Below are 12,409 nucleotides of genomic sequence, written 5' to 3'. Positions count from 1 at the left end.
AGAGTCAAATATAGAACTGCAGTTCTATATTTGGCTTTATTTTTGTCAATTCTTAGATGAGCCCGACTGAAACGAGATGATATTATGCTAAAATTGAATACTCACTTGAAAATTCCAATTATTTCCCTGCTTAATAAATATTTCACAGGAGCATCGATGGACTACAAACAAATCTTTTCGATGATCATTCCGATCTTTGTGGATTCTGCCTTCATTATATTAATCAGCATTTTGAATACAGCAATGGTCAGCTCCTCAGGCGTTGAAGCAGTTAGTGCAGTGAGCATGGTCGAATCGGTAAACATTTTCATTATTAGCGTGTTTATTGCGATCTCAACAGGTGGAACTGTAATTGTCGCTCAATACACAGGCAGTCGAAACCAAGAGCAGGCATCTCGTGCCGCAACTCAGGCGATCTCATCTGTCGCTACGCTTTCCATCGTAATATGCGCGCTCGTTATCATTTTTCATTCGCCTATCATAGACTTTTTATTTGGCAGTGCTGATTCTGATGTTATCTCTAATGCGAAAATATTTCTAATTGGCAGTTGTATCTCCTATCCCTTTTTCGCAATCTATCAAGGTGTTGTCGGAGCCCTGCGAGGGGTGTCTGAGACAAAAGCTTGTCTAGTCTTGTCTGTCATCTTAAACCTGTCGTACTTTATCTTGAACATATTATTCATTACCATTTTGGATATGGGTGTGCTTGGGCTAGCTATTTCCTTAATTTGCGCTCGTATACTAGGTGCTGTTGCATCACTGATTTATCTTTTACGTTACAATCATACACTACGCTTTAAGCTTAAAAACGCGCTTAAATTACATGTTTCAATATTAAAAAAAATTATGTTTATCGGTCTTCCTTTTGCAGCGGAGCAATTGTTCTTCAATGGCGGTAAATTGCTTACGCAAACCTATATCGTTCAGCTCGGCACATTGCCGATTACGGTCAATGCAATCAGTAATTCATTATCTATGCTATTCCAAATCGGAGGCACTGCATTAAGTGTAGCGATTGTTACAGTAGTTGGACAATGCATGGGGAGGAGAGATATCGCCGATGCAAGAAAGTTTATTAAATCATTCTTAGTGCTTTCAAGTGTCTTTTTCGTGTCGATTACTGCTATCTTATTGCTCATTTTCCCATGGCTAATTAACCTGTATTCGCCACCTGAATCAATCGTATCAGACATCTTCAAGCTCATTCTATTAATCGCTATAGCTCAGCCTATCGTTTGGTCTTTGAGCTTTATATTGCCTTCTGCTCTACGTGCGGCTGGCGATTCGAAATTCACTTCGATTACTTCGCTGCTCACCATGTGGCTATTCCGAGTCATTCTTGGCTACATATTGGGAATTTCGCTTCAGCTTGGTGTTATGGGGGTTTGGATCGCAATGGTTACGGAATGGGCAATACGAGGCATAATCTTTGGATTACGATTTAAGGGAGAAGCGTGGTATAAGCATAAGATTGTATGAAAGCTACCAATTTTGAGAGACTCTTAAATCATATTGATATGTGCATCAGCATGACTCAATATTTTCAAAGAAATCTATCCATACATCCACCATTTTAAAATCAGCTTTTCTACGAGTAACTTCGCAGGGGTTATATTTTCCTCAACCGCGTATTCAATCTCGCTCCCGATCTCTTCTGGGACAATGACCCTATCTCCTTAAAGCCGTAAATTCAGGAAATTGTGAAAATGCTCACGGCAAAAGCAGAGCAAGAGTCTTAAAATAAACAATGACCCACAAGCAGGACACTTTGGAGTAAAGTGAGCCTCTTGTGGGTCATTTGTATGATGTAACAAGCTTAGGCCAATACCTGTAAAATATCATCTATTTTCTTCCCATTGGAAATAACACCGTAATTCATCCATGTCAAAAAATCAACTTCATAAGCATGATTGTTCTGCACGGCCGGCAGAGTTCGCCAGGCTGGATGCTGCAGTAAGCTTCTTTCCATTCCCTCGGCCTGGCTATGCCACTTGTCAAATGTGATAAACAGATGGTCGGCGGATAGCGTAGACAGTTCTTCCAACGTCAACCGAGTCATTCTCTCTTGAGCTGTTCCCGCTCTTGCTTCTCCCCCGCAATACGGGCTGAGGCCAACATCCTCGTATAAGACCGCTGACGCGAATCCTCTTCCTGTATGGGTATATTGGTGAATATGATCTGCTGAAATACGCAAAAAGGCGACCGTCTCCCCATTCATGGAACAACTCAGCTTCTGGCGAGCCGACTTTGCTTTTTCCTCATACACGGCAATGACCTCTTCCGCCCGCTCCGATCGTCCGAAATAATTCCCTATCGTGCGCAGCAATGTCCGCCAATTATCATGAAACTGTGGGAGCATATAGGTCTTGGATATACGGCGGCATTGCGAGTATTGATCCATTTTATATCCGCCCTGAAGCACAATAAAATCCGGATTATAGCTGGAAAGCTCCTTGAAATCGCTGCTCATTTCATCAAAAGTGGGAATATGATGCAAAGCCAAATAATCCTGTTTCCCCCATTTGGCATGCGAATACTGTACGACAGGCATGATATCGAGTGCGACCATAAAGTCCTCCAGCAAGGGAGCAACCACTCTCAGCTCTTCTCTATGGTCCCTATGGCTCTGGCGGTATTGTCCGGGTGAGACCCCTACCATTTGCTTGAAGCGCCGATTAAAATAATATTCATTCGTGAATCCGGTATGCTGTGCAATCTCAGATAACTTATCTTCGCCCTCGAGGAGCCATTTTTTGGCCCGGTTAATCCGTACATCATTCAAAAACTGAAGAGGCACTACCCCGGTAGCTTCCTTGAATAATCGGGTATACTTCCAGCGCTCGATGTTGGCAATAGCAGCAAGCTCCTCCACCGTCAGCACATCCCGGTAATGCTGCTCAATATGCCGGATTGAATGATCCACTCCTTGCTGCTCGGTCGAGCCAATCCCTTTGCTCTCATCTGGGCCGTCTGAGTTCTGGCTGAACAACAGCAGCAGCAGTTCCTGGAAGCGTACATAACGGCGAAACGCCTGCAGCTCCTCCTTGGCATGGCGGTATGTATTGATGTCCTCCAGCAGCTCAAGCAACTTAGTGAACGGAGTGCAGGACAGATCAGGCCTGGCCGGAAGCAGATTTCCTGCAGCAGCGTAATCCCCATATTCCTGCCCTAAGCTTGCTGTAAATTCCAACTGATAATAGGTGCAGCCATGATGATCAGACTGAATAGACAAAGCTGTACCAGGCATCAGCATCCAGCATTTCCCTTGTCCAAAGAGTCGTTCCTCCTGATCCATCGCCATTCGCCCGCTGCCTCTCGTAAAAACCAGCAGCGTGAAGCAGCCTAAACTTTGCTCCTCCTGAATATGCTGCTGCAGAGTATGAATACGCTGAATGGAATGCAGCCTATACAAGGTGGCGGGTGCTGTTGATAATAGCTTACTATCCTGTTGTTCCATTTGTATAAACCCACTCCAATTCCGATTATGCGTGTATAACCTAAAGCCAATAGAGCTGCCCTTCAACTCACGTTGAAGAAGCTGCCCTATTGGAGTGATGTAGATGCTATACAAACCTTAAGGATGCTATGAAGCTAGAAGCCGCAGCAGATCATCCATTTTTTTATAATTGGCTATAATTGCTCCGGTCTGCCAATAAGACCTCTCAACAGGATATACATGTCCTTGCTGAACTGCCGGGACGTTCTTCCACAGCGGACTAGCCAGCATTTCCTCTAATACTTTGGCATTCTCCGCATCTTCCCATGAGCCGTTGGATGGAAGCAAAATAATATGATCCGCATCAATCTCGGGAATGAGCTCCTGAGACAACATAATATTAGGCTCAGTCATAGCCTCCACAAAGGTAGGGGCTTTAAGCTCAAGATCCTTATACAGAATCTGGCCTATAAACAAATTGTCATAACCGAAAATATTAATCGAATTATCGACCACATTCATTCGCAATACGACAACTTTTCCTTCCCCAATCGCTGCCTTCAGCTCTGACTTGACCTCAGCAATACGGTTATCATATTCCTGAAGCACCTGAACCCCTTTATCCTGCTCGCCAAGAAGATCAGCTATGACGGTAAGCGCTGTACGAGAATCCGATAATGCCTCATTCGGCAATGAATAGGTAGGCGCTACCTTGCTATACTTCTCATACTGCTCTTGATCATTTCCTGCTGTGATAATTAAATCCGGCTCCTCTTCGAGCAAGCCCTCAATATTCCCTGTTATATCGAACTGCGGAACATCAAGCTCCAGATAATCCTGTTTTCCGAACATCGGATTATAATACTGCACGATTGGCATTACGCCTAGCGCAACCAGATAATCCTCCCAAAAGAGTGCGGATACCCGCTTCGGATGAACTGGAATACGCACTTCGCCGAATTGATCTGCAAGCACTCTAGTGTCCTCCCGCGTTGCATTCGAGCTACTCGTCTCCGCAGATTGCTGTTCCACTTCAGCACTATCTGGTGTATTGCTGACTTCACCACAACCTGTTAATAGAATGACTGCTACTAACAGGGAAATCCACCCCGTCTTTAAAAAACCTCTCCAAGCCATGACCCCATCCACTCCTATAGCTATTATACTATAAAATAATAATGATTATCATTATCATTTTTGAGAGTTTTTGCAAACCGATTACATCATGCCGCACATAACGCTAGGTGAGTTTTATATGTCTTTTTACTTTTTTCTTGAGTTTTAAGACCTCTATTCAGGATGATCTAGTCCTCTATGTCCAGCTACAAATGATGCGTCCGCAATGTACGTGGTCAAAATGTGGGCAAATGGTGGGCATTATACCTCTACCTCTTTCCTTATACTACTGAGACGAAGAAATCTAAATCATCAGTGCTGCCTGCAACTTTAATTTCCTCAGAGCCTGTAGATACATTCAATGAGATCTGGCCAAATTTTGATTTATCCTTGATGGGCTTAATCCATCCTCTACTCTTTAAAAACAAAAAACACATGTCAATGTTAAAGTTGAGATCACTGCTACAAAGATGAAATGAGTCACTTGCCCCCCAAAAAGTATTGGGGGCGAATTTGTTATCACCTTTCCCTTGCACAATGCCAGTTTGCTTCAAGTAAGCAACGCTGCTTTTCGCCTAGGCTGGAATGTCCTTATCGTCTGCGAAGTCAGTTACGGCGTTCGCTTCGACTGATTTACCGATTGCATTAGTGATCAACACTGCCATCTCAGCATGTGTAATCTCCGCATTTTGGACGGAATGTACCATGCTCATCCTAATCTATCGTCTAATATTCAAACATTGATCCGCATCGCCAATTTAAACTGAGCAAAGTAAATACTCACATTATTTTTTGTCGAGAAGAGTATTCTTCATAACATATTTGGATCGTATTTTATGGTAAATGCAGCCCCAAAACTACTTTTCCACCAACAACACAACACTCCACATGGCTCGAGAGGATCGCATTGTTGGCATTGGCTGTGAAGAAAAGTATTGTTTCATCCATTAATTTAGCGTGCATTTGAGCCCTTCTCCTTGGTGCGCGTTTCACACCAATTGAGACGGTGTCGCATCAATGACACTTGAGCAAGCCTGAAGCCGGCTTCCCTTCAAAATTCCACACCCTTAGCAAGCCGCGGAACCCCCTGGCACCATAGTAAGATTCTGCTCTATTGTGATAAACAAAGACAGTATCATAGCGACGATCAATTCCAGCGCAGCACGGCCGTAACAAATACTTCTGCGGCCTTTTGGACTTTCCGCTGAACAATCAATAAAAATGTATTCGTTTAATTCCCGCTCCATCCGGAGCCATCGCTGAGCCTACAACGTCTCCGTACTAAGCGTAAATCCTTCGATTACTGCATCTTCGTCGACCTCGATCAAGATGCATCGTTTACCTCTATAATTGACCTGTTTCACATACTTTAAATCTTGCGGGCTGACCGAAATCGTGGCTACCTTTGTATCGATTTTAATCGATTTCGAAGTGAACTTCGGAATGACGCTGCTCGCTTTGATTTCATAGTTTTTGTCGTCGACGACCGTTTGGAACGCTCGTTCCACCTTTTCCGTCGTCACGTTCTCTACGCCGCTCGCCGTCAGTATATGCGCCACATCTTTATAATCCAGCTTCGGAGGCTCTTCCTCCTCGTTTGTTTCAATGATCTGGTGAATTTCCTCGTACACATAAGCGATCGTTGCCGCGCCGAACTGCTCTCCCGCGACTTCCTTCACGATTTCCTCGAAAATGCTTCTCTCTTCCTGCGCCGTCACGGTTTTCTCGGCATTCAAGACTTGCTCAATGAAATGAAAATTCGGTTCATTGGCTTTTCCCGAGCAATACATAATGCGATTCACATCGGAATAGTTGTCCGTCACGCTTGGGTAGAAAAAGCCCTGCTCCGGCGCGTTCAATTTGATGATCGGATCGACAAAGACATTATACTTAAATTCCCTCTCGATATAATCGAACATGAGGATTTTCCGCTGTTGCTCCGTTGAATTCACGCTGCACAAAATGAACGGATTGACGAACATCTCATCCTTTTCGCTCTCCTCGGCTTCTGCGTTCCTTTCCTTGTTCGGCCGAAAATATTGCCCGCGAACGAAAGTAACCACTGTATCCCGTTCATATTTAGTATCCGCCAACATTTTCTCCACCAACAGAATCATCAGATCGTGCCATTCTTCCGAATCGCCGGTCACCAGCGCTTGATGGAGAAGCACCTGCGTAGGCTCTTCAGCTTCATCCATGAATTTTAACTCGAATAGCTTCTGATCCAATTCGCCGGTCAGCAGTTTTTTGAAATTGCTCATATACAGCTCCTGCTTCTCTCTGTCCAACAGGCCGAACGGCTGGCGCTCGTAATGATAGATTTCGTTGCTTTCTTTCATAATGTACACGTTAAGAATGTCGTAAAGGTTGATCAAATCATTATCCAGCTTAAATTGTTTGCGAATATGTGCGAGTTCTTTTTTTATCATGGTCCGTTAGACAGCTCCTATGTAATAAATTGGCCTTACCAGTATAAACGATTGCGCTAGAAAATTGTAATGTATGCTTTGCGGCCTGAACATTACCATCAAAATAAAAAGCCCTTCATAAGAAGGGCATAGTGAAGATACGTCATTATAATGGCTCTATAAAAATACTTTCATTTCATACTCGAATCTTTCACCTGAAATCTTACACAGCCAGGTAGAAATGCATAGTAGGATGAATCCACAAAGCAAAAGAACCAGCCCATACAGTTTTCTTGATACCCTAGCGGATACAGCGAAGTCCTTCACAGCTATTTCATAAACAAGGCACTGAATATAACGACATCCTGCAAGAAATGAATCGTCAGCGCCCAGAAGAATCCTTTCGTCTCTAACATCGATTTGGCCAAAAACCATCCGATAAAAGCAGCCATCAATACACCCGGTATCCCGCCTGGATTTCCAAAATAATGAACGACGCCAAAGATCGCCGCTGCTAATCCTTGCGCTACATACGGGGAGTACCCATATTTGCTAACAACGGCAACAAACGAAAACCGAAAGATGATTTCTTCTGAAAAAGCATTTATAAGCGCAAAAACAAGGATGAGTATAACCTCAGGATATAACTCTAGGCTCACGCTTCCCCCATGAACCACTTGGAAGTAGATGACGACAGCCGTTACCAACGTAATCACGATCGCAAAGTTTACACCTAAGTTTTTCCACGTCTCCGTTTTTTTTGGCTTAATACCAATCCACGGTTCAGGCCGAATTTTCCCATCCCGCTTTTTAAGGTTTAAATACGCAAGTCCATCTTTACCTGCCATCCCATATACAATGCCAATCACGATAACAGCCAATAACAATACCGTGAATTGATAACTAATCTCTAGATTGTATACTTCGCTTTCGAATACCTTTAATGCGAGGGGCGGACTGCTTCTAATCCATAGCAAGAGAGGGGCACAAGCAATCACCACGATCGTGATCAACAGGATGGGAACCATATTGAATCGTTTTTTATTCATTCTTATGCCCCCTGTTTGGATGGTCTAACAATTCCAACGCATGTTGACACCATTCGATGGTCATTCGCAGATATCGCTCACCGTAGTCGAGCGTCAACAACCAGAGCTGCACTTGTTTGCTTTCCACGCCAGGAACACTCGCTTTAATTCCTGCAAGCATCGCTGTTAATCGCTCACTCGCTTCTAATTCTTCCTCTAGAAAAGTGACTAATTGAGGGATATGACGTTCATCGGAGACAAAGAGCTTCATAAGCAATTCGTTCCTCATCACAGATTCTTCAGGCGGCAGGGCTAACCAAGAATCAAGTTGGTCACATCCTTGTTGCGTAACGCCGTATACGATTTTACGTCTCCCCGTCTCAGCTTCTTCCACAACCGAAACAGAGCCCTCTAGCTCCAGCTTTTTGATGCTCTTATGAATATGTCCATAGGATTCGTTCCAAAATAGGCCGATGCTTTCCTTCGAAAACTTAACAAGCTCATAGGCGCTCATGGGCTTAATACGAAGTAAGCCGAGAATGTTATGCCTTGATTAGTTCTGGCTTCATGCGAACGGTAGTCATCAGGCTTACTACCAATTGCTTACCACGATGATTTATCACGAGGCCTCCTCCTAGATGTAAGAAGCCTAATATTAGAGCCGGATATTTGAGCATTTTGCCTGTTTTCCATCAACTCGAACATCAAAGAATATTACAGTCAAGTCGTTTATTTCTGCTTTCTTACTAGGTTTTCTTCGGCTTCGCATGGTAAATTTCCGTTTGGAGCATTTCCCCATCATGTAGCGGCTATCTTTCTCAAACACCAAATCAATCCATAACCACCTTGGGGAGGAGCTTTCGCAAATCAGTTCACCATATAAAGAAAAGCTCAAGCATTGTCCCAGCTTGAGCTTTTTCAGAATATTTTTTTGGTAAATGTAGAGACATGATGTCTTTATCAGTTGAACTATAGAACCGATGTCCATTATCTTTTCGTTTTGCTTGAGGCAGAGACAACAAAATAAACAACATTTTTGCCGTTTGTGTTTGAGTTATATGGAGACTATCGGGATCGAACCGACGACCTCTTGCTTGCCGTGCAAGCGCTCTATCAGACTGAGCTAAGCCCCCTACTGATAGAAACAAAACATTTGAGCAATACTGCCACATCTCATTTTAGAACCACTTCAAAACAGACATACCTTATCATTTAACGAAAATGGGGCAGAATGAACATGCACTTCATACAAATTCAACAAAATCAAGTTGGATGTGTGATGGGTGGCAGACACCACAAATGTGTCTGTTGCTCACACAATTGATTCTGTGCATCAAACGAAAAAAAATGATACTATGTATGATGGGTAAAAAACTTTGCTATAGCGTATATCGTTTTTATATGTTGCCACAGGAGAAGATAATATGAGTAACGAACAAAATTTTTGGCTTGATTTACCAAAGCCGTTCTTTATATTAGCACCAATGGAAGATGTCACAGATGTTGTATTTCGTCACGTTATTAGTGAAGCTGCAAAACCTGACGTATTTTTCACGGAATTCACAAATACAGAAAGTTATTGTCACCCTGTTGGAAATGACAGTGTACGTGGTCGATTAACGTTCACAGAAGATGAGCAACCGATTGTCGCTCATATTTGGGGCAATAAACCTGCATTTTTTGAACAGATGAGTATTGATATGAAAAAACTTGGTTTTCGTGGTATCGATTTAAACATGGGATGCCCAGTACAAAACGTCGCATCCAATGGAAAAGGCGCTGGATTAATACAACATCCTGAAGTTGCAGCAGAAATTATTCATGCAGCAAAAGCAGGTGGATTGCCGGTTAGTGTTAAAACAAGATTGGGTTACTTTGAAATTGACGAGTGGCGCGATTGGTTAGGACATATATTGAAACAAGATATTGCGAATCTTTCCATCCACCTTCGTACAAAAAAAGAGATGAGTAAAGTAGATGCACACTGGGAGCTAATCCCTGAAATAAAAAAATTACGCGATGAAATTGCTCCAAATACGTTGTTAACCATTAATGGAGATATTCCTGACCGCGCAACAGGATTGAAATTAGTGGAACAATACGGCGTTGATGGTGTCATGATTGGCCGCGGCATTTTCACCAATCCATTTGCTTTTGAAAAAGAACCTAAAGAACATAGCGCGAAGGAGTTTCTCAATTTACTTCTCTTACAGTTGGATCTTCACGATAAATATTCAAAAGAAACCCTGCCACGTCCATTTAAACCACTTCTTCGCTTTTTCAAAATCTATGTTCGTGGATTTAGAGGCGCAGGCGAACTAAGAAACCAATTAATGGATACCACGTCAACAGATGAAGTACGTCGTTTAGTAAAACCTGTTTTAGATCAAGAATTAGATTGAAGCATACCCAGTTGTGCATGATTAAAAAGACTTGCTGTTAAAACAAGTCTTTTTAAGGAATTATAGTTTTATTCTAAATAGAACTCCAGTTCCGATAACTTGATTATCAAAAATAATGAGAGACCTCCCAAAAGTTCAATGAACTCTTGAAAGGTCTCTCATTTTTGCACTATATGATCAAGCAGTGTTCCCTCTCAAGGAAACCCTTGATGCTACAGACTTCTCAGCCTGATTACCGCATGGAGCGTATTTCTGCTCCATCAGCGATGAAATCTACCACTTATGCGCGGTCGCTCATTATCGAATTACTTCGATAATGATTTCATCACATCATGCCGCCCATTCCACCCATACCGCCCATATCAGGCATGCCGCCGCCAGCGCCTTTAGGCTCTGGTTTGTCAGCAACTACTGCTTCAGTTGTCAAGAACATAGCCGCAACAGAAGCTGCGTTTTGTAGAGCTGAACGCGTTACTTTAGCAGGGTCAACGATACCAGCTTCGAACATGTTCACCCATGCGCCGGTAGCTGCGTTGTAGCCTACGCCGATTTTCTCGTTTTTCAGACGCTCAACGATAACGGAGCCTTCTTGGCCTGCGTTAGCTGCGATTGTGCGAAGCGGCTCTTCAAGGGAACGAAGAACGATGTTTACGCCTGTTTGCTCGTCGCCTTCTGCTTTAACAGCAGCAACGGCATTGTATACGTTAATGAGGGCTGTACCGCCACCCGATACGATACCTTCTTCAACCGCTGCACGAGTGGAGTTGAGGGCATCTTCGATGCGGAGCTTGCGCTCTTTCAATTCTGTTTCAGTAGCTGCGCCAACTTTGATTACTGCAACGCCGCCGGACAATTTCGCAAGACGCTCTTGAAGCTTCTCACGATCGAAGTCGGAAGTTGTTTCTTCCAGTTGAGCGCGGATTTGGTTCACGCGAGCAACGATGTCAGCGGAGTTGCCGCTGCCGTCAACGATGATTGTAGTTTCTTTTGTAATACGGATTTGACGAGCGGAACCTAGGGATTCAACGCCAGTCGATTTCAGCTCAAGGCCGAGCTCTTCCGTAATCACTTGGCCGCCTGTTAGAGCAGCGATATCTTGAAGCATTGCTTTGCGACGGTCGCCGAAGCCTGGAGCTTTAACCGCTACGCAAGTGAATGTTCCACGAAGTTTGTTCACTACTAGTGTAGCTTGAGCTTCGCCTTCAACATCTTCAGCAATGATTAGCAATTGCTTGCCGGATTGTACGACTTTCTCAAGAACCGGAAGGATCTCTTGAATGCTCGTAATTTTTTTGTCAGTGATCAGGATGTAAGGGTTGTCGAGAACCGCTTCCATCTTGTCTGTGTCCGTAATCATGTAAGGGGACACGTAACCGCGGTCGAATTGCATACCTTCAACCACTTCAAGCTCTGTAACGAAGCCTTTCGACTCTTCTACAGTGATAACGCCGTCGTTGCCGACTTTTTCCATTGCTTCTGCAATCAGTTGGCCAACTTCATCATCAGCGGACGAGATCGAAGCGACTTGAGCGATCGATTGTTTGCCTTCGATTGGTTTCGAGATAGCTTTCAGCTCTTCAACAGCAGCTTTAACAGCTTTCTCGATGCCTTTGCGGATAACCATAGGGTTAGCGCCTGCAGTAACGTTTTTCAAGCCTTCGCGAATCATCGCTTGTGCAAGAACAGTTGCGGTAGTTGTACCGTCACCTGCTACGTCATTTGTTTTTGTAGCAACTTCTTTAACGAGTTGAGCGCCCATGTTTTCAAAAGCGTCTTCCAGCTCGATTTCTTTAGCGATGGATACACCGTCATTCGTGATAAGCGGGCTTCCGAATTTTTTCTCAAGGACAACGTTGCGGCCTTTTGGACCTAGCGTTACTTTAACTGCGTTTGCAAGAGCGTCAACTCCGCGCAGCATTGCGCGACGAGCGTCTTCACTAAATTTAATTTCCTTAGCCATTAACGTAAAACCTCCCAAAATAGTTTAAGTAGAACTGCTCTGTCTTGCCTTCTATGTGA

The 12,409-nt window shown here is 43.7% G+C and carries 10 protein-coding genes, 1 tRNA gene and 2 pseudogenes; 2 read left to right on the top strand and 11 right to left on the bottom strand.

Annotated elements, in window-relative coordinates; genetic code table 11:
* Positions 1–84: 84 nt before the first annotated feature.
* Positions 85–1,479, top strand: coding sequence for an MATE family efflux transporter (locus HI950_RS27275; RefSeq protein ID WP_169087307.1), 1,395 nt, complete (start codon positions 85–87; stop codon positions 1,477–1,479).
* Positions 1,480–1,816: 337 nt separating this feature from the next.
* Here the strand turns inward: HI950_RS27275 and HI950_RS27270 are convergent, their stop codons facing one another.
* The 10 genes and pseudogenes from HI950_RS27270 to HI950_RS27230 all read right to left on the bottom strand — a co-directional run bounded on the left by HI950_RS27270 (position 1,817) and on the right by HI950_RS27230 (position 9,121).
* Positions 1,817–3,457, bottom strand: a complete 1,641-nt coding sequence (locus HI950_RS27270; protein ID WP_169087305.1) for an AraC family transcriptional regulator — start codon at positions 3,455–3,457, stop codon at positions 1,817–1,819.
* Positions 3,458–3,583: 126 nt separating this feature from the next.
* Entirely contained in the window at positions 3,584–4,573 is a 990-nt protein-coding gene (locus tag HI950_RS27265) for an ABC transporter substrate-binding protein (RefSeq protein ID WP_169087303.1), read from the bottom strand.
* 260 nt (positions 4,574–4,833) lie between these two features.
* Positions 4,834–5,112, bottom strand: a pseudogene (locus HI950_RS27260) (hypothetical protein); the annotation flags it as partial.
* A gap of 15 nt (positions 5,113–5,127) precedes the next feature.
* Entirely contained in the window at positions 5,128–5,265 is a 138-nt protein-coding gene (locus tag HI950_RS27255) for a hypothetical protein (protein ID WP_169087299.1), read from the bottom strand.
* A gap of 121 nt (positions 5,266–5,386) precedes the next feature.
* Positions 5,387–5,515 carry a hypothetical protein gene (locus tag HI950_RS36505; protein WP_262985727.1) on the bottom strand — a complete coding sequence of 43 codons (129 nt, stop codon included), beginning with the start codon at positions 5,513–5,515 and terminating at the stop codon, positions 5,387–5,389.
* Positions 5,516–5,566: 51 nt separating this feature from the next.
* Positions 5,567–5,796, bottom strand: a pseudogene (locus HI950_RS27250) (DUF4256 domain-containing protein); the annotation flags it as partial.
* Between the two features lie 21 nt (positions 5,797–5,817).
* Complete coding sequence (locus tag HI950_RS27245; protein ID WP_169087297.1) at positions 5,818–6,981, bottom strand: DUF4317 domain-containing protein; 1,164 nt, start codon at positions 6,979–6,981, stop codon at positions 5,818–5,820.
* A 308-nt stretch (positions 6,982–7,289) separates the two neighbouring features.
* On the bottom strand, positions 7,290–8,009 hold the full coding sequence (locus HI950_RS27240) for a CPBP family intramembrane glutamic endopeptidase (protein WP_169087295.1): 720 nt from the start codon (positions 8,007–8,009) through the stop codon (positions 7,290–7,292).
* Positions 8,002–8,529 (bottom strand): PadR family transcriptional regulator, encoded by a 528-nt coding sequence (locus HI950_RS36815; protein ID WP_317618460.1) that lies wholly within the window; start codon positions 8,527–8,529, stop codon positions 8,002–8,004. Before HI950_RS36815 ends, HI950_RS27240 begins: the two co-directional genes overlap by 8 nt.
* Positions 8,530–9,047: 518 nt before the next feature.
* Positions 9,048–9,121 (bottom strand) — tRNA-Ala (locus tag HI950_RS27230).
* 291 nt (positions 9,122–9,412) lie between these two features.
* On the opposite strand from HI950_RS27230, the gene HI950_RS27225 reads away from it, so the two are divergent.
* Complete coding sequence (locus tag HI950_RS27225) at positions 9,413–10,390, top strand: tRNA dihydrouridine synthase (protein ID WP_169087291.1); 978 nt, start codon at positions 9,413–9,415, stop codon at positions 10,388–10,390.
* A gap of 325 nt (positions 10,391–10,715) precedes the next feature.
* Here HI950_RS27225 and groL read toward each other — a convergent pair whose 3' ends face one another.
* A complete protein-coding gene (gene groL / locus HI950_RS27220; RefSeq protein ID WP_169087289.1) occupies positions 10,716–12,350 on the bottom strand; it encodes a chaperonin GroEL in 1,635 nt (544 codons plus the stop codon).
* Positions 12,351–12,409 lie beyond the last annotated feature (59 nt).

The organism is Paenibacillus sp. PL91, from assembly GCF_012935325.2.
Taxonomy (GTDB): Bacteria; Bacillota; Bacilli; order Paenibacillales; family Paenibacillaceae; genus Pristimantibacillus.
This window is presented reverse-complemented; position numbering and strand designations above follow the sequence as displayed.